17 protein-coding genes are annotated in these 21,222 nt (G+C 35.4%); 6 read left to right on the top strand and 11 right to left on the bottom strand.

Annotated elements, in window-relative coordinates; all coding sequences use genetic code 11:
* Window positions 1-82: 82 nt before the first annotated feature.
* A complete protein-coding gene (frr, locus tag QSV08_RS13320; protein WP_324023866.1) occupies window positions 83-637 on the bottom strand; it encodes a ribosome recycling factor in 555 nt (184 codons plus the stop codon).
* A 45-nt stretch (window positions 638-682) separates the two neighbouring features.
* Entirely contained in the window at window positions 683-1,390 is a 708-nt protein-coding gene (gene pyrH / locus QSV08_RS13315) for a UMP kinase (RefSeq protein WP_324023864.1), read from the bottom strand.
* A 143-nt stretch (window positions 1,391-1,533) separates the two neighbouring features.
* Between pyrH and QSV08_RS13310 the strand changes: the two genes are divergently transcribed.
* A complete protein-coding gene (locus QSV08_RS13310; protein WP_324023863.1) occupies window positions 1,534-3,417 on the top strand; it encodes a peptidase M61 in 1,884 nt (627 codons plus the stop codon).
* Between the two features lie 83 nt (window positions 3,418-3,500).
* Here QSV08_RS13310 and tsf read toward each other — a convergent pair whose 3' ends face one another.
* The 4 genes from tsf to rplM all read right to left on the bottom strand — a co-directional run bounded on the left by tsf (window position 3,501) and on the right by rplM (window position 6,726).
* Entirely contained in the window at window positions 3,501-4,466 is a 966-nt protein-coding gene (tsf, locus tag QSV08_RS13305) for a translation elongation factor Ts (protein ID WP_324023861.1), read from the bottom strand.
* A gap of 70 nt (window positions 4,467-4,536) precedes the next feature.
* Window positions 4,537-5,646: a 30S ribosomal protein S2 gene (gene rpsB, locus QSV08_RS13300; RefSeq protein ID WP_324023860.1), complete on the bottom strand. Its 1,110-nt coding sequence runs from the start codon at window positions 5,644-5,646 to the stop codon at window positions 4,537-4,539.
* 236 nt (window positions 5,647-5,882) lie between these two features.
* Window positions 5,883-6,269, bottom strand: coding sequence for a 30S ribosomal protein S9 (gene rpsI, locus QSV08_RS13295; RefSeq protein ID WP_324023858.1), 387 nt, complete (start codon window positions 6,267-6,269; stop codon window positions 5,883-5,885).
* Window position 6,270: 1 nt separating this feature from the next.
* The gene (gene rplM / locus QSV08_RS13290; protein ID WP_324023856.1) at window positions 6,271-6,726 is read right to left on the bottom strand and encodes a 50S ribosomal protein L13; all 456 of its coding nucleotides are present in this window, start codon (window positions 6,724-6,726) and stop codon (window positions 6,271-6,273) included.
* A gap of 246 nt (window positions 6,727-6,972) precedes the next feature.
* On the opposite strand from rplM, the gene QSV08_RS13285 reads away from it, so the two are divergent.
* Together QSV08_RS13285 and QSV08_RS13280 are read left to right on the top strand one after the other, a co-directional pair.
* Window positions 6,973-9,603, top strand: a complete 2,631-nt coding sequence (locus QSV08_RS13285; RefSeq protein ID WP_416382061.1) for a DUF5916 domain-containing protein — start codon at window positions 6,973-6,975, stop codon at window positions 9,601-9,603.
* A gap of 93 nt (window positions 9,604-9,696) precedes the next feature.
* Entirely contained in the window at window positions 9,697-10,206 is a 510-nt protein-coding gene (locus tag QSV08_RS13280; protein WP_324023853.1) for a hypothetical protein, read from the top strand.
* A 54-nt stretch (window positions 10,207-10,260) separates the two neighbouring features.
* On the opposite strand, the gene QSV08_RS13275 is transcribed toward QSV08_RS13280, so the two are convergent.
* From QSV08_RS13275 to QSV08_RS13255, 5 genes are all read right to left on the bottom strand, one after another.
* On the bottom strand, window positions 10,261-10,572 hold the full coding sequence (locus QSV08_RS13275; RefSeq protein ID WP_324023852.1) for a T9SS type A sorting domain-containing protein: 312 nt from the start codon (window positions 10,570-10,572) through the stop codon (window positions 10,261-10,263).
* Between the two features lie 89 nt (window positions 10,573-10,661).
* Window positions 10,662-11,330 (bottom strand): hypothetical protein, encoded by a 669-nt coding sequence (locus QSV08_RS13270; protein WP_324023850.1) that lies wholly within the window; start codon window positions 11,328-11,330, stop codon window positions 10,662-10,664.
* A complete protein-coding gene (locus QSV08_RS13265) occupies window positions 11,327-14,659 on the bottom strand; it encodes a T9SS type A sorting domain-containing protein (RefSeq protein WP_324023848.1) in 3,333 nt (1,110 codons plus the stop codon). The genes QSV08_RS13270 and QSV08_RS13265 overlap by 4 nt, the downstream gene beginning before the upstream one ends.
* A gap of 120 nt (window positions 14,660-14,779) precedes the next feature.
* Window positions 14,780-17,614 (bottom strand): DNA polymerase I, encoded by a 2,835-nt coding sequence (gene polA / locus QSV08_RS13260; RefSeq protein WP_324023846.1) that lies wholly within the window; start codon window positions 17,612-17,614, stop codon window positions 14,780-14,782.
* Between the two features lie 102 nt (window positions 17,615-17,716).
* A complete protein-coding gene (locus QSV08_RS13255) occupies window positions 17,717-18,703 on the bottom strand; it encodes an isoaspartyl peptidase/L-asparaginase family protein (RefSeq protein WP_324023844.1) in 987 nt (328 codons plus the stop codon).
* Window positions 18,704-18,744: 41 nt separating this feature from the next.
* Between QSV08_RS13255 and QSV08_RS13250 the strand changes: the two genes are divergently transcribed.
* The 3 genes from QSV08_RS13250 (at window position 18,745) to QSV08_RS13240 (ending at window position 21,143) form a co-directional block, all read left to right on the top strand.
* On the top strand, window positions 18,745-19,467 hold the full coding sequence (locus QSV08_RS13250) for a copper homeostasis protein CutC (protein WP_324023842.1): 723 nt from the start codon (window positions 18,745-18,747) through the stop codon (window positions 19,465-19,467).
* 57 nt (window positions 19,468-19,524) lie between these two features.
* The gene (locus QSV08_RS13245; RefSeq protein WP_324023840.1) at window positions 19,525-20,754 is read left to right on the top strand and encodes a metallophosphoesterase; all 1,230 of its coding nucleotides are present in this window, start codon (window positions 19,525-19,527) and stop codon (window positions 20,752-20,754) included.
* Window positions 20,755-20,846: 92 nt separating this feature from the next.
* Entirely contained in the window at window positions 20,847-21,143 is a 297-nt protein-coding gene (locus tag QSV08_RS13240; protein WP_073242336.1) for a thioredoxin family protein, read from the top strand.
* The last annotated feature ends 79 nt before the right edge of the window (window positions 21,144-21,222 follow it).

Raw genomic sequence — 21,222 nt, 5'->3', positions numbered from 1 at the left:
AAATTGAAAAGTTTAAATTTTTTACAAAAAAATAAAGCTACCTATCTAGGGTAGCTTTATATGATAATTATAAATCTTTCGATTATACTTTCATTATTTCCGCCTCTTTTTTATCCAAGAAATCTTCAATTTTTTTTGAAAAAATATCAGTTAAATCTTGTACATCGGCAGTGGCATTTTTTTGAAGGTCTTCAGAAATATCTAAATCCTTAATTTCTTTATTTGCGTCTTGTCTTGCACTTCGTACGCCAACTTTTGCATGTTCTGCTTCTGCCTTAGCTTGTTTTGTAAGCTGTATTCTACGCTCTTCGGTCAATGGTGGAACGTTGATGATAATCAGATCGCCATTGTTCATAGGGTTAAAACCTAGGTTCGCGTTCATTATCGCTTTTTCAATTTCTTGAAGCATGTTTTTTTCCCATGGTTGAACAGAAATAGTTCTACCGTCTGGGGTGTTCACATTAGCTACCTGAGATAACGGAGTTTGTGATCCATAATAATCAACCATTACAGCTGATAACATTGCAGGGCTAGCTTTACCGGCTCTAATCTTTAAAAATGCGCGTTCTAAGTGAGCTATAGCGGCGTTCATGCCTTCTTTTGTAGCGTCTAAAACAAATTCTACTTCTTCGTTCATATAATAAGTATATTACTATCGCAATAACATAAACTATACCAATATTTATAGGTTGACCGTTGTTCCAATATTTTGGCCGTCAACAATTTTTAGTAAGTTTCCTTTTTTGTTCATATCAAAAACTACGATAGGTAGTTCATTTTCTTGGCTAAGGGTAAAAGCTGTGGTGTCCATAACCTTTAGTCCTTTTTTAAGTACTTCTGAAAAAGATATAGTATCAAATTTCGTAGCGCTTTTATCTTTTTCTGGATCAGCAGTGTAAATACCATCTACACGTGTACCTTTAAGTATTACATCAGCTTCTATTTCAATAGCGCGTAATACGGCTGCAGAATCTGTTGTGAAATATGGGTTACCAGTTCCTCCACCAAAGATAACAACTCTTCCTTTTTCCAAATGCCTCATCGCTTTTCTTCTAATGAAAGGCTCGGCAACTTCGTTGATTTTAATGGCAGATTGTAATCTGGTTTGTACACCAGTCATTTCTAAAGCACTTTGTAATGCTAAGCCGTTAATAACCGTTGCTAGCATACCCATGTGGTCACCTTGAACTCTGTCCATGCCAGTCGAAGCAGCTGCTAAGCCACGAAAGATATTTCCTCCGCCGATAACAATGGCTACTTCTATGCCTTTTTCAACTACTTCTTTAATTTCTTCTGCATACTCGTTTAGACGATTAGAGTCTATTCCGTATTGCTTTTCACCCATTAGGGCTTCACCGCTTAGTTTTAGAAGAATTCTTTTGTAGTGCATCTTAATTTTTTATTTGCCATCAAAAATAATGAAAATATTTGATGGGTACGTTCAATATTTAATTGAACCATTACTTAATTCGCTAAGTTTGGGTCGTAACATATTATCTATCTTTGATATCATTGATGTTTAAATATTCACTTATGAAGTTTTTTATGAAGAAAAATGTTTTAATTATTGCTTTTGCCCTAATATTAAATGCCTGTGGGGCAGGTAAGGCGCTTTTGTCGGTAGAAAATAGCCCAGTTGTTACTTCTATAGATTTGGTAAATGTTGTTGACGACAAGGTTCAGGTGGTTGTAAACCCTGGTGCGTTTACTACTTCTACGGTGTTATTCAGAATACCTAAAACTGTCCCGGGTACGTATAGTTCAGATAATTATGGACAATATATTGATGATTTTGAGGCTCTTGATTATAAGGGTAATTTATTAAATAGCACGAAACTTGATGATAACACTTGGAGTATCACTGGCGCCGTTCAATTAGAAAAGGTGCAATATTGGGTTAATGATACTTATGACACTGAGAATGATGTTGAAGATGCGGTTTTTTCGCCTGCAGGTACTAACATTGCCGAGGGAAGTAATTTTATGCTTAACCTTCACGGATTTGTGGGTTATTTTGACGGATTTAAAGAAATACCGTATACTATACAAATTAAAAAGCCAGCTGATTTAATTGCTACTACGACACTTTCAAGTGAGGTAGGTGAAAAGATTGATCCGCTTTTAGATGCTTTTACTGCTAAGCGTTATTTTGAAGTGATCGACAACCCTATAATGTATGCTAAACCAAATACAGAAACTTTTGAGATTAATGGTATTACAGTAACACTTAGTCTGTATTCTCCGACTGGCGTTTATAAAGCGGCAGATTTAAAAGATAGAATGGTTGCTATGATGGGTGCTCAAAAGAAGTTTTTGGGTGATGTCGATAGTACAAAAGAATATAATATTTTATTATATATGTCTGATGTTAATATACCAGATGCTCATGGTTATGGAGCTTTAGAGCATCATACTTCTACAGTGGTTATATTGCCAGAGGCAATGGATGTTGGTCGATTAGAACAAGCTATGGTAGATGTGGTTTCTCATGAGTTTTTTCATATTGTTACTCCGCTATCCGTTCATTCTAAAGAGATTCAGTATTTCGATTTCAATGATCCAAAAATGTCAGAACACTTATGGATGTATGAGGGTACTACAGAATATTTCGCCAACCTGTTTCAGATTCAGCAAGGTCTAATTTCTGAGGAAGATTTTTATGAGCGTATGCTAGGTAAAATCACTAATTCTAAATTTTATGATGATAGTATGTCTTTTACTGTAATGAGTAAAAATATATTAGAACAGCCTTATGAGCCTAATTATGCCAATGTATATGAGAAGGGCGCTTTAATTAATATGTGTCTTGATATTATTTTAAGAGAAAAAAGTAATGGTGAAAAAGGGATGCTTTGGTTAATGAAAGAATTATCTAAAAAATACGGTACCGATATTCCTTTTGAAGATGAAGCTTTGTTTCCTGAAATCGTTTCTATGACCTATCCAGAAGTAGATGTGTTCTTTAAGGAACATGTAATTGGTACTACGCCTATTGATTATGATGCCTTTTTTGCTAAGGTTGGTTTAGCTATTAAAGATGTTGAGGAGCCTACTGGTTACTTTTTTGATGGTCAAGTGCCATATATGGATGTGGATGTTCAAAATGATAGTGTCGTGTTTATTCGTGAAAATATTGAATTGAATTCTTTCTTCAATGATTTAAAATTAAAAGGCGGTGATATTTTTAGAACTATAAATGAACAAGAAATTAATTTAGAAACACTTCGTCCTATAATAGGGGAGAGTTTTGGTTGGACTCCAGAAAGTGTTGTTAGTATGACTGTTGAAAGAGATGGTGAAATGATTTCTGTTGCTGGACCTGTTGGTCAACCGGTAAAGCAGGTTAAGAAGATAGTTGCTTTAGAAGGCGTTACTGAAGAAACAATAGCCTTGCGAAATGCCTGGTTGAAGAATTAGGTAATAGCTAAAATATAATGAAATAAAAAAACCGTCTACTTTTTACAGTAAGACGGTTTTTTATTGAGTTAGTTGTATTGTAATTAACCTACGCTTACACGTTTAAAATCTAAAACAGAAACATCACCATGAGATTCAACATATTTAGCTACGTTGATTTTCTCATCTTTAATGAAGTTTTGGTCTAATAAACATTGTTCTTGGTCCAAAGTAGTATTGTCAGATATGAATCTTTCTAATTTACCAGGAAGAATTTTATCCCAAATTTGCTCTGGTTTACCTTCTGCTTTTAACTGCGCCTTAGCATCTTCTTCAGCTTGTGCAATAACTTCTGGAGTTAATTGCGCCATAGAAATGTACTGAGGTACGTTTTTAAGCGTCTTGCCTAAACGACCTAGTTCTTCGTTATCTTTTTCAATAACAGCAATTCTAGCTTCTGTTTCAGCTGCAACAAATGCAGGATCAAAATCTTTATAAGATAATGTAGTTGCGCCCATTGATGCAACCTGCATAGAAACGTCTTTTGCTAATACATCAGCAGTTTCAACTTTTGCAGAAAGACCAACTAAAGCAGCAATCTTGTTAATGTGAACGTAAGAACCAACATAAGGTGCTTCTAATTTTTCAAAAGCTGTGATTTCTAATTTTTCACCAATAACACCAGTTTGCTCAACTAATTTTTCAGCAACTGTCATACCTCCAAAATCAGCAGCTAAAAGCTCTTCTTTAGAGTTGCAGTTAAGTGCTTTTTCAGCTAATTGGTTAGCAAGAGTAATAAAGTTCTCGTTTTTACCAACGAAATCGGTTTCACAACCAAGTACTATAGCAACACCAACAGTTTCGTCAGAATTTAACTTAGCAATAGCAGCACCTTCAGAAGAATCTCTGTCTGCTCTTTTTGCTGCTACTTTCTGTCCTTTTTTACGAAGCACTTCAATAGCTTTGTCAAAATCACCTTCGGCCTCAACCAAAGCGTTTTTACAATCCATCATTCCAGCGCCAGTCGCCTTTCTTAATTTATTTACTTCTGCGGCGGTAATTTTTGCCATTTTATTTTCTTTTAGTATACCCGTTTTAATGGGTTGTTCTTAGATTTATTTATATCAAAAATAGAATAACTTATTCTACACCACCTTTAGTGTTGTCTTGCCACTCTTTAAGCTCATCCCATTTACCATCAGCAGCCATTTTAGCTTGTTTTGGCCAAGAAGTAGGATCTAAATGAGCCATTCTTGAACTTGCTTCTGTTAAGATTTCTTTGATTTTTTCAGCTTCTCCTTTAGAAAGGTCAGCGAAAGTAGTAATACCTGCAGCAACTAATGCTTCAGCAGCTTTAGGTCCGATACCTTCAACTTTAGTTAAATCGTCAGCTTCAACTTTAGCAGCTTTAGCAACTACTGGTTCAGCCTTAACTTCTGGCTCAGCTATCACTTCTGGTTCAGCTTTTTCTGGAGTTGGTTCTGGCTTTTCAGCAGTAACCTTTTTCTTTGGAGCTTTATCTTTTTTCTCAGATTTACCTTCAGATGCGTCACCTTTTTCAGCCTTACGTTCAGCAAGACCTTCAGCAACTGCATTTGTAACTTCTGTCATAATGATGTCAATTGACTTAGAAGCATCATCATTAGAAGGTATAAGGTAATCTACATCTCTAGGGTCACAGTTGGTATCTACCATTGCGAAAATAGGAATGTTTAATTTTTGAGCTTCTTTAACTGCAATGTGTTCTCTCATTGTATCAACGATGAACAATGCACCTGGTAAACGAGTCATTTCAGAAATAGAACCTAAGTTTTTTTCTAATTTTGCACGCAAACGGTCAACTTGCAATCTTTCTTTTTTAGATAGTGTAAGGAAAGTACCATCTTTCTTCATACGATCGATAGTAGCCATTTTCTTAACAGCTTTACGAATTGTAACGAAGTTTGTTAACATACCACCTGGCCATCTTTCTGTGATGTAAGGCATGTTTACTGCTGCTGCTTTTTCGGCAACGATATCTTTTGCTTGTTTTTTGGTAGCTACGAAAAGTATTTTTCTACCTGATGCTGCAATTTTGCTAAGAGCCTCATTGGTCTCGTCTAATTTTGCAACAGTTTTGTAAAGGTTGATTACGTGAATACCATTACGCTCCATGTAGATGTAAGGAGCCATGTTCGGATTCCACTTTCTTGTTAGGTGACCAAAATGTACACCTGCTTCTAATAATTGTTTTACTTCGACTCTCGCCATTTTAAATTTAGTTTACGTTCTTATGAATTAGCAATGATAAAGTGGTATTTGCATGAGCAAAAGCCTTCATCATTTAGATGCTAAACTAATCTTACCCTTAATTTTAAGTGATTAAAGGATTTTTAATTGTCCCCAAAAGGACTTTCAATGAACTTGTTAATACTCTGGATTATCCAGTTTGATAAAATATAAAAATAGGCACCCAAAAAGGATGCCTATTAATCTTGTAACTCGAATTAACGTTTCGAGAATTGGAATTTTTTACGTGCTTTCTTCTGACCGAATTTCTTACGTTCAACCATTCTTGGATCTCTAGTTAAAAGACCTTCTGGCTTCAAAATAATTCTGTTCTCAGCATCAATCTCACACATTGCTCTAGATAAAGCAAGACGAATAGCCTCTGCTTGACCAGTAATACCACCACCGTAAACATTTACTTTTACGTCGTAAGTATCTAAGCTTTCAGTTAAAGTGAAAGGTTGTTTTACTTTGTATTGAAGTGTTGCAGTTGGAAAGTATACACTTAAATCTTTGTTGTTAATAGTGATATCACCATTACCATCAGAAAGATATATTCTCGCTACAGCGGTCTTTCTACGACCAATTTTATGAATTACTTCCATCTTATTTAATGTCTTTTAAATTAACAACAGTAGGTTTTTGAGCTTCCTGACCGTGTACTGTACCTGCGTAAACTTTTAGGTTTCTGAAAAGCTCAGCACCTAGTCTGTTCTTAGGTAACATACCTTTGATCGCTTTTTCAAGAATACCTTCTGGATTTTTATCCAATAATTGTTTTACGGTAGTAGAACGTTGACCACCTGGGTAGCCAGTATATCTCAAGTAGGTTTTATCAGACCACTTGTTTCCTGAAAGAACAATCTTCTCTGCGTTGATAATAACAACATTATCACCACAATCTACGTGAGGGGTGAAACTTGGTTTGTGCTTTCCTCTTAACAAATAGGCGACTTTAGAAGCCATGCGTCCTAATGTTTCTCCTTCGGCATCTACCAATAACCACTCTTTGTTGACAGTTGTTCTGTTGGCCGAAACGGTCTTATAACTTAATGTATCCACTACTGCTATTTTTAACTATTATTTTAATCAATCCCTAGAAAGGGGCTGCAAATCTACAATTATTAAGTTGAATTGCAAATACTTGTTTCTTATTTTTTCACATTTTTTCAATAAATGCGAAATCTTTCTACTTTACTACTATTGAGATACTGTTAAACTTATTGATTTTATTACTATTTCTGTAACATTTACAATTCTTTAATGTCTCTTCTAATATTAAAACAATCAACCAAAGAACTTACGATTATGGGTAAATGCTTATTCAATAGTATCCTATTTCTTTTACTATCAGCGACAGTAGTGGCTCAAAACGATTCTGTAAAGGTACAAAGGGAATATAATACTGTGCAACTTTCATTAGGTAATGAAATTACTATTGATGGCGAATTGTCTGATAAAGCATGGGAAAATATTATATGGGATGATGATTTTACTGTTTTTGAGCCAAATAATGGTAAAGAAGCAAGTCAGCGAACAAAATTTAAAATCGCATACGATGCTAAATTTCTTTACGTAGGTATTCGTTGTTATGATAGTATACCTGATAAAATAGAAAAACGACTTGCTCGAAGAGATAATTTTTCTGGAGATTGGATAGAGATTAATATTGATAGTTATAATGATAAAAGAACCGCTTTTTCATTTAATGTTTCGGCAGCAGGGGTAAAGGGTGATGAATTTATTTCTCGAAATGGTGATTTTTGGGATGCCAGCTGGAACCCAATTTGGTATACCGCTTCAAATATTGATGAAGAAGGATGGACCGCAGAAATGAAAATTCCGTTTAGTCAATTGAAGTTTGGTGTTGCTGAAGAACAGGTTTGGGGACTTCAAATTCACAGAAGATATTTTAGAGGAGAAGAACGCTCTATTTGGCAGCCAATTTCTTTAGAAGCACCTGGTTGGGTAAGTGAATTTGGTAGGTTGAACGGTTTAAAAAATATTGAACCGCAAAAACAATTAGAGATTCAACCGTTTTTAGTGAATCAGTTTGATAGCTATCCATCTGAAGCCGGCAACCCTTTTAGAGATGGTAAAGATTATATTCTCAATGCAGGTTTAGATGCTAAAATCGGGCTGACGAATGACTTGACGCTAGATTTAACGGTCAACCCAGATTTCGGACAAGTAGATGCTGATCCAGGTGCAATTGCATTAGACGGATTTCAAATATTTTTCGAAGAACGAAGACCTTTTTTTATTGAAAACAAAAATATATTCGACTATGAGTTTGCTGATGGTAACGACAATGTTTTTTATAGTAGAAGAATAGGTAGAAGTCCGCAAGGGTATGCAGATATTACAGATAATGAATTTGTTGATCAACCTACCAATTCTACAATACTTGGCGCGGCAAAATTTTCTGGTAAGACAAAAAACGGATGGTCTTTGGGCTTGTTAGAAAGTGTTACTGGTAAAATGTACGCAGACATCCAAGATGTTGCTGGTAATAAAAGATCAGAACTAGTAGAGCCTTTAACCAACTATATTGTGGGTAGAGTGCAAAAAGATTTCAATGAAAGAAATTCTTATTTAGGCGGCATATTTACTGCAACTAATAGAAATTTACCTGATCATCTTGAGTTTTTAAGAAGTGGCGCATATACTGGTGGTTTAGATTTTAAACATAATTGGAAGAATAGAAATTATTATGTTGAAGGTAATATAGTAGGTAGTCACGTTACGGGTAGCGAAGAAGCAATAGCACGAACACAAAATAGTATTACTCATTTATTTCAAAGAGTAGATGCGGGTCATGTTTCTGTTGATGAAAGTAGAACATCACTTACGGGTACAGGCGGAAAGTTAGAAGTAGGTAAAGCAGGCGGTGGAAATTGGAGGTATGATGGCGGAGTCATTTGGCGCTCACCCGAATTGGAACTGAACGATATCGGATTTTTAAGACAGGCAGATGAAATAAAACAAACGGCTTCAGTAAGTAGATTGTTTATAAAACCTACTAATTTTTATAGAAAAGCCAATATAGAGTTAAGTCAGAATTCTACTTATGATTTTGAGGGTAATTACAATAGAATTCAATATCAATTTGAAGGCTTTATAAATTATAAAAACAATTGGTGGACAGAAGTTGGTGCAGCCCATAAACCACGTATATTTTCTAATACCGTACTTCGTGGCGGACCACGTTGGCGCTGGTCTGACGAGAATTTTGCATATCTATTCTTCGGTTCTGATAGTAGAAAGAAATTGAGTTTTACCCTAGGTTATGTAAATAGCCAGGCAGCCGAAAATAACTTCTCGTTAGCACGTTATGTTTTTAGGTTGTACTATCAACCTTTCGATGCTTTCAACCTGTCTATTTCTTCTGAATTTGAAGAGAATCCGAATAAAACGCAGTACGTTACCGAAACCAGTTTTAATGGCGATGCGAGATATATTACCGGCAATATTGATCAAAAAACCTTTAGTACTTCTATTCGTTTTAATTATAGTATAAACCCGAATTTATCTATTCAGTATTATGGTGAGCCATTTATTTCTAGAGGTACATATACCGATTTTAATTATGTGAACAACCCTATTGCAGAAAAGCTGAATGAGCGGGTAACCTTATTTTCAGACAATCAAATTTCGCAATCTACTAGTACTGATAATTATTTAATAGATGAAGATTTTGACGGAACTACAGATTATCAGATTGAGAATCCAGATTTTTCATATGTTCAGTTTAGATCAAATTTGGTGCTTAGATGGGAATATGTGCCTGGTTCAGAAATCTTTTTGGTATGGTCGCAAGGCGTTGTGGGGGCAGGGAACCCAAGTGAAACATTAGGTAGAAATTTTGATCAACAAATTTTAGGTCAGAAGAAAGATAATACGTTTTTGCTGAAAGCAACCTATCGGTTTATACTGTAAGCACTTGTTTTTATTAGCTAGCAGTTTGTGTAGGTATGAAATAATAAGTTGATTTTTTCGTTTTTATGCTTGTACAACCAAAAAAACTAAACAATGTATAAACGTATTTTACTTAGTGCAGCTATGGTGTTAGCCTTAGTTTCTTGTAGCTCTGATAAAGATGAAACTGAATCGGAAGCGGAAATTAATAAGACTGCCATAGTTGGCACATGGGATGCTACTGAACTTACTATAGATAATGAAACAGCAAGTGATGATGTTAAGTTTGGAAAACAAATTTTAGATTTCCTTTCTAATAAAGATTGCTACATTATTACATTACAATTTAATGAGGATCTAAGTGCTATAGCATCTAATTCTGCTAATTATGTAGAAGTTAACGCTACGGCAGATGGTTTAGATATTCCTTGTCCAACAGAATCTGATACAAACGCAAGTACCTATACTTTTGATGGTGAAACTGTAACGACGATAGATGAAGATGGTGAAGAGTTAGCTATTGGTGTCACTATAGAAGGCAACGTAATGACAGTTGATGCGGCAGATCTTGATATTCCTAATTTCTCTGAAGACGGACAATTGATTTTTGTGAAGCGATTATAATAGAGCTAAAATGATATTTAAAGAATTGACCCTTGCATTTATTGTGAGGGTTTTTTATTGCTTGATAAATTTAGCTTTTACATTTTGATGCTCTGATTGTATCGTAATCATGTATAAACCTTTCTCAAGATTGAAAACGGGTATGTTAAGCGAGTTTCTTTTAATATCCCATTGGTGATAGATAATTTGGGTTCCGTAGCTATCTCTGATGCTTATAGCCGCATTCGAATCATTTTTGAGTCCTAAGACATTAATAACATTCGTTGCCGGGTTAGGAAACACTTTTATGGTACTTTCCGCATCTTGTGCGCACAACTGTGTTGCACTAAAGATGATGAAAAGTAATATGAGAAAAATGCGTTTCATAAAATATAGCGTACCTCATAGTAGAAGTACGCTATATGCTAACGTTTATAAAATACCTTTTCGTCTTTCTTTAAATAAACTTTAACTTTCTAAAATGTGAAATAGGTTCTACTGGTAGATGTATTGTCATTGCTATCTTTAGATACTATTTCAACAATATATTGCTCCTCAGCTGTAATATTGTAAGTGGTGTTTTCATTAGTCGTATTCTCAAGAATTAATTCTAAGTTACCTGAGGTACCGATATACACATCATAATTAACCAAATCATCATCTAAATCTTCACCTACCCAAGAAACGATTACCGTACCATCACCATTATCTGAAATACTAATTTCTGCAGGAAAAGGAGCAAAGTTCTCAGTACTTGTGCCTTCTGAATAGAAGTTCCATGAATCACTCGGTAGTGTTTTTGAACCCAAAATAGCAGTTACGCCCCATGAAAATTGAGTGCCTTTAGGCAGACCTACAGCAAGTGATGTTGTAGTTACAGTTCTTGTGTCGGTAGAATTTGTTTCTTGATTGGTAATTTCTAGTTCATAAGAAGTTGCATTGGTTGAGGCTGACCATTGAAATTCTATATTTATCCCATCGGTACCATTGTCTTCACCCTCCGTGCAAATTAAATTATTGTCAGGGAAAACAAGATTGAAATCACCTAATACTTTTTCTTCAGGTGTCGTTGGGTTATCACTATCCTTGCCTCCGCAAGAAGTAACTAGTAGTATCACAAAAATTAATTTTATAGCTAATCTCATTTTTTTACAAATTTTAAATTGATTTCTTTATCTCCATCTGCAATTGTTAACATATAGATGCCAGGAGAAAGGTTAGAAATATTCATTTCTAATGTGCCGTTATTTATTTGTCGGCTTTCTTGTAGTGATGTGACTCCGCTTATGTTTGATAAGATAACTTGAACATTATTCATTATGTCTAAGCCTTCAACTCGTAACATATCAGCCACCGGGTTTGGAGTTAAAATAGCATTACTGATAACCACATTGTCAATAAAAACACCTTGGCAAATTTTATCGGTTTCTATAGAAATAACATTAGCTCCTTTATCTAGCGGAAATGATAATTCCTGATTATCAATATTGTCAACTTCAAAGGTGTATACTTTGTCATTTACCAAAACCTCGTAATTTTTACTGCCAGAAACTACAATACTTGCTTTTTTAGCGGTGTGGTCTATAACGGTTTTACCAGAAATAAATTCTTCGGGAGTTTCAATATTCAAACTGAATTCAACATTGGGTGCGCCAGCTAATCGACCGATTTCTGAATTAGCAATAATGTTATATGAACCCGGTTCCAGATCAGTAACCATAAGTGTACTTCCGTTTTGTTGCGTATAATTAGCAGAAAAATTATTCGGACCTGTTATCACTAATATATGTGTTTGATTAACTTTAAACTCAACAGTAAGCATCCCGTTTGCGGTGTCAGGGCAAGAAGTGCTCGTAGCTTTTGCAGTAAAATCATCTGGTTTTGGTACTAAAATGTCTTGATAGCTACAACCAGTAGCACCAGTTACTGCGCCAATTGGTGTATTCTCACAAACATCAAGGTTATTAGGTACGCCGTCATTATCATCATCGTTATCGGATAATTGATTTTCAGAACAACCAAATCCATTTACACTATCACCATTAGGGGTGTTAGGGCAAATATCAATTGTATTATCAATACCGTCGTTGTCGTCATCTATTTGACTTGCGGCACATCCACTTTCGTCAACATAAAAGCCTGGGCTGGTATTTGGGCAGGAATCATTAGAGTTTTTAACACCATCGTTGTCATCATCGGCTTCACCATCGACGCCATTAATATTAATGGTAACCAAATTTCTGTATAATTTTAAGGTTGGAATGCTAGAATTAATTATTACACAGTCATAAGTGCCAATATCAGTCACTGTAGATGAATTTACAGTCAATGTCGCATTTGTTTCATTTGTTAGATTAATGCCATTTTTGCGCCATTGATATTGATTATTTGGATGTGATGCAGAGGGAATGATTAAGTTTATTGGTGCACCAAGTTCAATATTTAATTCTTCCACATTCTCTAAATTTTCCTGTGGACTCAAATTAAATGAAACGTTATTTGAATTTTCAACCGTATTAACTAAATTATTAAAAACAAAATTATTATTCCTAAGGAAAACATTAGGGGAGTCGCTCGAGCTAAATACTGGCACGTTGCCCGATAGATTACAATTGTCGCATCCAAACCCCCCTAATAGTGGTAATGCTCCAATTCCGTCAGGAATTTCACCAGTAATATCATTATATGAAAGTCCTAAAGATGTTAACTTAAGTAAGTTGCTGATTTCATTTGGTATTGTGCCTGTAAGTTCGTTGTTGTCAATCAATAATCTCTCTAACTGTGCAAGATTTCCAATTTCTGTTGGTATTACACCTGAAAAATTGTTATAATTTAGCCAAATGTCTTTAATAGAGTTTAGGTTGCCAATGCTCGAAGGGAGACTACCGCTTATTTCATTATGATCTAAATAGATTTCTTCTAATGTAATAAGATTGCCAATTTCTACAGGTAAGTCTCCTGTTAGGTTGTTTTCTTTAAGTCTCATAGTTGTTAATGCTGAAAGATTACCTATGGTCGATGGAATGCTTCCTGTTAGATTATTGTAACTTATATCTAGTTGCTCAAGATTTGTGAGGTTACCAATCTCTTCGGGTATTGAACCAGATAAATTGCAATGGCTAAGCCGAATTTCTATTAATTGGGTTAGATTCCCAATTTCTGGCGGTATATTTCCTGTAAAATGAGAGCCGGTTATCCTTAAGTAGCGAAGCTTTGATAGGTTTCCAATTTCTGAAGGTATTGTTTGTTCTAGTTCAGTAGAAAGTAAGTTTAAATCCGTTAGTTCGGTAAGGTTTCCAATTTCTACCGGAATTCCTCCAGTTATAGCATTACTTCCTAGAATTAATTTCTGAAGATTTAGCAAGTTGCCTAGTTCAGGAGGAATATTACCTGTTAATTGGTTGTTGAAAAAGTTTAATTCTATTAATGTGGTTAAATTACTTAAGGCTGAAGGAATAGATCCGGTCAATTGATTATATCCAATATCAATTTTTTGAATAGAGTTTAAATTGCCAAGTTCTATTGGTATTGTACCTTGAAGGTTATTGGAGCCAAGGTTCAAATTTTCTAAATCTGATAGATTCCCTAATGAACTAGGTAGATTGCCTTCTAGTTCGTTTTGAAATAAAAAAAGGCTTTTTAATTTATTAAGGTTGCCAATTTCGGCTGGTATACTTCCAGTTATATTATTTCTAGTAATTCTAAGATAATATAATTCAGAAAGGTTCCCTATTTCGCTTGGTATTTCTCCTATTAAATTATCAGAGTCTAAAATTAATGATATAACCCTATTTTCTGAGTTTAACAATACACCTGCCCAAGTGCTGATATCCGCATTTAAATCCCAGGGTGTTGTCCAATTATCACCACCTGTGGCGTTATAAAGTGCAACTAAGGCATCTCTGTCAGTGTTGGTTGCTGTGTTTTCACCCAAAACTTGTAGATTGTCAACTATTATTGAGCTTGCAGGACTAGTATTGGCTCTAAACATTAATTCAAAAGCATAATCTTCTTCGATCTCAGTATTAAAGTCAAAAGTATATGTATGCCAAGCACCGTCACTTACTAGAGGAATAAATTCATGAATGTATTGTATAGTATAACTTCCTTCGTCTTTAACAATATCTAAATAAGCACTTAGATTGTTTCCGGCTTCTGTACTAATCTTGTAATCAAAAGTAAATGTATGGTTAGCGTTTGGTGTCAAAGCTATATCGCTAGTGTTCCATGTGCTAAGTATGGTTTGATTTACTAAAGTGTTGTTTAGGTCCAAGTCTAAGGAAAAGTTACCTTCTGTGGTATCAGTACTTTTAGAAATACCGTTTTCGTTAGCAATACTCCAACTATCGGGTGATTCTGGATTTCCTGACCAACTTTCAAAGCTGGCATTTTGTAAGTAATTAGTTTGTGAAAACCCTGTAATTGAAGACAAAAAGAAAACAGCCAATAGCAGCCTAGTGTAGTTTTTAATCATAGTAAAATATGGTTAGCAAAACACTAATATAAATATTAGCGTTTTGTTAACAGAATATTTTCGTCAAAATACTACAATTGTTTCTTACAATGTGTGGTTTTTATATTACAAATATGGCTGTTAATGTGCAACCAACCAATTCTCACCCAAGCCAACCTCAACATCTAAAGGAACTGCAATTTTATATGCATTTTCCATTTCAGATTTAATGAGTGATTGTAATTCTTCTAATTCTGGTTTGTAGATATCGAATACCAATTCATCATGTACTTGCAAAAGCATTTTAGACTTGTAATTACCTTTTTCTAGTTTGTTATGAATATTGATCATGGCAATTTTAATGATATCTGCAGCACTACCTTGTATAGGTGCGTTTACGGCATTTCGCTCTGCAGCACCACGAACAATGGCGTTACTTCCGTTGATGTCTTTTAGATATCTTCTTCTACCTAAAACGGTAGATACATAGCCATTGTCACGAGCAAAATCAACTTGCTCGCTCATGTAATTCCGTAGCTTTGGATAGGTCTTGTAGTAGGTGTCTATTAATTCTTTCGCTTCTTTTCTTGATAAGTCGGTTTGGTTACTTAAACCAAAGGCAGAGACACCATATATAATACCAAAGTTTACCGTCTTGGCATTACTACGTTGTTCTCTAGTTACTTCTTCAAGCGGAACATTAAATACTTTTGATGCCGTAGATGCGTGAATATCCTCTCCATTTTTAAAAGCTTCTATCATTGTAGTCTCTTCACTTAAAGCAGCAATAATACGCAGCTCTATTTGTGAGTAATCTGCTGCTAATAAAGTATAATTCTCATCTCTTGGTACGAATGCTTTTCTTACTTGTCTACCGCGTTCTGTTCTAATAGGTATGTTCTGTAAATTCGGATTGTTACTACTTAATCGACCTGTTGCGGCTACAGTTTGCATATAATCTGTATGTACTCTTCCTGTAGATGGTTCTACCTGTTCTGGTAGCGCATCTACGTAAGTGCTTTTTAATTTAGCAAGACCTCTATAGTCTAATACATTCTGAATGATTTCATGGTCTTTTGCCAAATACGATAACACATCTTCTGCAGTGGAATATTGACCTGTTTTTGTCTTTTTAGGTTTGGCTACTAATTTTAATTTATCAAAAAGTATTTCGCCTAATTGCTTTGGTGAACCAATGTTAAATTCCTCACCGGCAACTTCGTATATTTTCTTTTCTAGATTGGCGATATCATTGTTTAAATCTTCTGAAAGTGAATTCAAGAATTCTTTATCTAAGTTGATGCCCTCCAGTTCCATGTCTGCCAATACACGTAATAACGGAATTTCAATTTCTTGAAATAATGTCTCTGTGTTGGCTTCTTTTAATTCTGGTCTAAAATGTTGTGCAAGTTGATAGGTAATGTCTGCATCTTCAACAGCATATTCCGTTTGTTTTTCTAACGGAACATCGCGCATGCTCAATTGATTCTTTCCTTTTTTACCAATAAGTTCTGTGATAGAAACCGGAGTGTAGTTTAAATACGTCTCTGCCAATACATCCATATTATGACGCATATCTGGATTAATGAGATAGTGTGCCAACATGGTGTCAAACAAAGGTCCTTTTACATCAATATTGTACTTATCCAATACCTTAATATCGTACTTAAGGTTTTGACCTATTTTTTCGATTGCTTCAGCTTCAAAGAAAGGGCGTAGCTCTTCTAAAAGTGCTTGTACTTCTTCTTTATTATCAGTGAAGGGAATGTAATATCCTTTTGTAGCTTCCCAAGAGAAAGCAATACCAACTAATTCTGCTGTCAAAGGATCTAAACCTGTAGTTTCGGTATCAAAACAAACTGAGGTTTGCTGCATTAAGCTTTTTAAGAATAATTTCATCGCCATACCTGGGGCAACGCTTTGGTAGGAGTGTGCGACATCTGCAATCGTCTTTCTGCTTGAGAAATCTTTTACGGTTGCGCCAGAATCTGCGGGACTTCCGAATAATGAAAACTGCCCTGATCCAGCATCCTGTATTTCTTTTTTGGCTGCTGGTTTACTAGTAGTCTCTGTAGCAACTTCTTCAACTTCCGTAGAAAATAATTTTATAAACTGATCTTTTAATCTTCTAAACTCAAGCTCTTCGAAAATTTTCTGAACTCCTTCGGCATTTGGTTCAGACATTTCATAATCACCAGCGTTAAAAGTGACATCGACATCTAAGCAAATAGTCGCTAATTTTTTAGATAGAAGTCCTAATTCTTTATTAGCTTCTACCTTTTCTTTCATTTTGCCCTTAAGCTTGTCTGTATTAGCCAAAAGACCTTCCATAGAATCGAAATCGGCAATAAACTTCTTTGCTGTTTTGTCGCCAACGCCTGGCAATCCAGGGATGTTATCGCTAGCATCACCCATCATTCCCAAGTAATCAATAACCTGTTCTGGTCTTTCAACGCCGAAACGCTTTTGAATTTCTGGAATACCCCAAATTTCAATACCATTACCCATTCTTGCTGGGCGGTACATGAAGATATTTTCAGAAACCAATTGTCCAAAATCCTTATCTGGCGTAACCATAAAAACCTTGTATTCTTCTTTCTCGGCTTGTTTTGCCAAAGTACCTATAATGTCATCTGCTTCCCATCCTTCTTTTACGACTACAGGTATATGCATTGCCTTTAATATGTCTTGTATATAAGGTACGGCAATACGGATGGCATCGGGAGTTTCTGATCTGTTGGCTTTATACTCGGGGAACAATTCTGTACGTTCAGCACTTCCTCCTTTATCAAAACAAACCGCTAAATGATCAGGTTTTTCACGACGAATAACATCGAATAAAGAATTCATGAATCCCATAATTGCTGAGGTATCCATGCCTTGAGAATTTATTCTAGGGTTTTTTATAAGTGCGTAGTAACCACGAAAAATTAGTGCGTATGCATCTAGCAAAAAGAGTCTTTTTTGATCTGCCATTTTTGAGTATTGATTGTAAAACGTTAAAAGTACAAATTGATACGGAAACATTAAGGGAGATTGCCCTATTGCTTCCGTATTAAATCAAGTTAAAGAAGTGTATTAACTTTTTAAATAACTTTCTGAAGGATTGTTTACATGACCTTCTTTAGTATAAGTTCTATATGTAAACCCTGGGTGAATGCAATAACCGCCTGTTTCACCTTTTTTATTAATTGCGATAAATCCGATTTGAAAATCTTGCTTATCCTTATTTTTAGCGATGATGCGTTTTACACCTTCTTCGCATGCTTCTTGCGGCGATTTGCCTTGTCGCATTAATTCTACGATTAAGAAACTACCAACAGTTCTGACCACTTCTTCACCGACACCTGTTGCAGTAGCGCCACCAATTTCATTGTCCACGAATAGTCCAGCTCCAATAATGGGGGAGTCACCAACTCTACCTGCCATTTTATATGCCATTCCGCTAGTAGTACATGCGCCTGCAATATCACCATCGGCATCAATTGCTAACATACCAATAGTATCGTGATTTTCAATATTGATGATGGGTTTGTACTGCGATGTTTTTTTCCACTCTTCCCAAGCTTGTTTCGATTCTTCGGTAAGCAAATCAGTTTTTTCAAAACCTTGTTCGTAGGCAAACTGTTCGGCACCTTTGCCGGCAAGCATTACATGTGGAGTCTCTTCCATCACTTTTCTAGCAACCGAAATAGGGTTAGCTATATTTTGCATAGCAAGTACAGCACCACAATTACCATCTTTGTCCATAATACAAGCGTCTAAAGTAACATTGCCATCTCTGTCTGGTCTACCGCCATTACCTACAGTGCTATTGTTTAAGTCATTTTCTTCGACCATTACACCTTGGTGAACTGCATCTAGCGCATTGCCACCTTTTTCTAAAACTTCCCATGCTTTAGCAGTTGCATTTCCAAAATCCCATGTGCAAATTGCTATCGGTATAATTCCAGCTTTGCTGCTTACTATATCTGTAGTTTTGTCTTTAAATGAAGCTAATAACGGTGCCGATACTATTCCTGCAGCCGCGGTAGTAGAATTTCTTAGAAACTTTCTTCTTTTCATGGGTTTGGTTCTTTACTTTTAGTGACCTTAAATATAGCAATATGATAGTAGAAGTTTGTGCTAATTCTTTAGAATCTGCCTTAGTTGCCGAACGTGCTGGTGCAGACCGTATTGAGCTATGTTCAGAATTGGCAGTTGGCGGGTTAACACCTTCTTACGGATTGTTGAAGGCTGTGAAAGCACAAGTGAATATTCCGGTTCATGTGTTGATTAGACCACGTAGCGGAGATTTTACCTATACGATTGATGAATTAAATATCATGCTTTCTGATATTGAATTATGTGTTGAATTAGGTTTTGACGGAATTGTATCTGGAGCTCTTTTGAATGATTTTTCTTTGGATGTTGCGCAGACGCAAAAACTGAAGACTGCGGCTGGTAATTTAAAATTCACCTTTCATAGAGCGTTTGATTGGATCAAGAATCCGTCGGAAGCATTATGCCAACTTGAGGCAATGCAAGTAGATTATATATTATCATCTGGTCAACAGAAATCTGCTCCTCTAGGTATTGATTTTTTATCCGAATTAAAAAGGAAAACCAAGTCTATTCAAATTATGCCCGGTTCAGGTGTTAATGCCGGTAATGTTGCTAGTTTTAAAAATAAAGGATTTAGTGCGGTTCATCTATCTGGTACAGCTATGATGCAAACCTTGGCTAAAAAACCTATTATCTCTATGAATTCAGAGAGTTTTTTAAGTAATGATCATATTGCAGTTACGCAATTAGAAAATATTAAAGCGGTAGTTGCCAAGGTTAAATAAAATGCAAATGGGCACGCATACCGCTGTTATACAGATATCTTTGTAAAAAAATTAATCATGATACGTTGGGTTCTTTTTGTTATAGGTTATGTTGCTTTGAGTTTTTATGTGCTTCAGGCATTGAAAACCATTACCAAACAACCGTGGTGGTCTTGGATCTATATTGCAATCTCTTTGGTTGTTATGATCAATTTTATATATCAATTCTCTATTGGTGAAGAAACAGGTCGTGTTTTAAGTATACCTAAAAGTTATGCTTTCGGGTTTTTATTGACCATGTTGACTTTCAATATCATTACTATTCTGTTTTTGTTCTCTGAAGATATGTATCGCCTAATTTCTGGTTTATATCAAAAGTTATATGGTGAAGAAAAACAATTCGGATTACCTGCTAGAAGACGATTTTTAAGTTTACTCGCTTTAGGTATTGCTGCAGTTCCTTTTGGTGCGCTATTGTATGGTATGTATAAAGGTAAATACAACTTTAAAGTCTTGAAATACGATTTAGAGTTCGATGATTTACCCGATAGTTTTGACGGCTATCAGATTACTCAAATTTCAGATATACATAGTGGTAGTTTTGATGATAGAAAGATGATAGAATATGGTATTGACTTAATCAATAAGCAAAAAAGTGATGTTTTGTTGTTTACTGGTGATATGGTCAATAATATGACTTCTGAAATGGAACCATGGGCAGATTTGTTCAGTACCCTTGAGGCTAAAGATGGCAAGTTTTCAGTTTTAGGAAATCATGATTACGGAGATTACATCCCTTGGGATACAGAAGAACTAAAACATCAGAATTTAGAAGACTTAAAAACACTGCAAAAGAAAATGGGTTTTGATCTTCTGCTTAACGAGCACAGGTACTTGCAAAAAGGAGATGATAAAATTGCATTGGTAGGAGTGGAGAATTGGGGTAAAGGTGGATTCAAAAAAGCGGGTGATCTTAAAAAAGCGGCTTCAAAGATTAATGCCGATGATTTTAAAATATTGATGAGTCATGATCCATCGCACTGGGAAATGGAGGTAATACAAGATGCTTATCATTATCATTTAACTTTAAGCGGACATACCCACGGTATGCAATTTGGTATCGAAATACCTGGATGGATCAAGTGGAGCCCTGTGAAATGGAGGTACCCTTATTGGGCAGGTATCTATAAAGAAATGGGTCAATTTATTAATGTAAACAGAGGTTTTGGCTTTTTAGGATACCCAGGTAGGGTAGGAATTTGGCCTGAAATCACCGTAATAACACTCAAGAAAAAGGCGTTAACATGATTTTAACCCTTTTAGAGCGTTACAATTGGAATGCTAAGACTAGTATTTTAACAATTTTTATTACATTTGGATAACTAAGAAAAGCATTTTTTATGTCCAAATTTGGTGAGCTAATAGATTTAAAGGTACCCGTTCTACTTGATTTTTATGCAGAGTGGAACGAACAGTCGACTGCAATGCATTCTGTATTAAGAGATGTGGCCGCTGCCTTAGGTAATAGAGGTAAGGTTATAAAGATTGATGTGGATAAGAACAAAGAGCTTTCTCAAGCGCTACGTGTTAAAGGTCTACCTACACTTATGATTTATAAAAAAGGTGAAATGGTATGGCGACAAAGTGGTGAGCAAGATGCTACTACGCTAATGGGTATTCTGAAAGAATACGTTTAAACTATCACAATTTTAAAATAAAAAAAAGCTTTGAGTGGAGACTCAAAGCTTTTTTATTGTGCATTATTTTCAACAGCAT

The organism is Maribacter sp. BPC-D8 (assembly GCF_035207705.1).
GTDB lineage: Bacteria > Bacteroidota > Bacteroidia > Flavobacteriales > Flavobacteriaceae > Maribacter.
Note: the sequence above shows the minus strand (reverse complement) of the source record. Positions and strands in the feature narration are given on the sequence as shown.

What these genes read in the sequence shown, in the direction of transcription:
- QSV08_RS13250 (WP_324023842.1), top strand. Translation starts at nt 18,745, where the DNA reads ATGATAGTAGAAGTTTGTGCTAATTCTTTAGAATCTGCCTTAGTTGCC.
- QSV08_RS13285 (WP_416382061.1), top strand. Translation starts at nt 6,973, where the DNA reads ATGGGTAAATGCTTATTCAATAGTATCCTATTTCTTTTACTATCAGCG.
- QSV08_RS13240 (WP_073242336.1), top strand. Translation starts at nt 20,847, where the DNA reads ATGTCCAAATTTGGTGAGCTAATAGATTTAAAGGTACCCGTTCTACTT.
- QSV08_RS13245 (WP_324023840.1), top strand. Translation starts at nt 19,525, where the DNA reads ATGATACGTTGGGTTCTTTTTGTTATAGGTTATGTTGCTTTGAGTTTT.
- QSV08_RS13270 (WP_324023850.1), bottom strand. Translation starts at nt 11,330, where the DNA reads ATGAGATTAGCTATAAAATTAATTTTTGTGATACTACTAGTTACTTCT.
- QSV08_RS13265 (WP_324023848.1), bottom strand. Translation starts at nt 14,659, where the DNA reads ATGATTAAAAACTACACTAGGCTGCTATTGGCTGTTTTCTTTTTGTCT.
- polA (WP_324023846.1), bottom strand. Translation starts at nt 17,614, where the DNA reads ATGGCAGATCAAAAAAGACTCTTTTTGCTAGATGCATACGCACTAATT.
- QSV08_RS13280 (WP_324023853.1), top strand. Translation starts at nt 9,697, where the DNA reads ATGTATAAACGTATTTTACTTAGTGCAGCTATGGTGTTAGCCTTAGTT.
- rpsI (WP_324023858.1), bottom strand. Translation starts at nt 6,269, where the DNA reads ATGGAAGTAATTCATAAAATTGGTCGTAGAAAGACCGCTGTAGCGAGA.
- QSV08_RS13275 (WP_324023852.1), bottom strand. Translation starts at nt 10,572, where the DNA reads ATGAAACGCATTTTTCTCATATTACTTTTCATCATCTTTAGTGCAACA.
- tsf (WP_324023861.1), bottom strand. Translation starts at nt 4,466, where the DNA reads ATGGCAAAAATTACCGCCGCAGAAGTAAATAAATTAAGAAAGGCGACT.
- QSV08_RS13255 (WP_324023844.1), bottom strand. Translation starts at nt 18,703, where the DNA reads ATGAAAAGAAGAAAGTTTCTAAGAAATTCTACTACCGCGGCTGCAGGA.
- rpsB (WP_324023860.1), bottom strand. Translation starts at nt 5,646, where the DNA reads ATGGCGAGAGTCGAAGTAAAACAATTATTAGAAGCAGGTGTACATTTT.
- QSV08_RS13310 (WP_324023863.1), top strand. Translation starts at nt 1,534, where the DNA reads ATGAAGTTTTTTATGAAGAAAAATGTTTTAATTATTGCTTTTGCCCTA.
- frr (WP_324023866.1), bottom strand. Translation starts at nt 637, where the DNA reads ATGAACGAAGAAGTAGAATTTGTTTTAGACGCTACAAAAGAAGGCATG.
- pyrH (WP_324023864.1), bottom strand. Translation starts at nt 1,390, where the DNA reads ATGCACTACAAAAGAATTCTTCTAAAACTAAGCGGTGAAGCCCTAATG.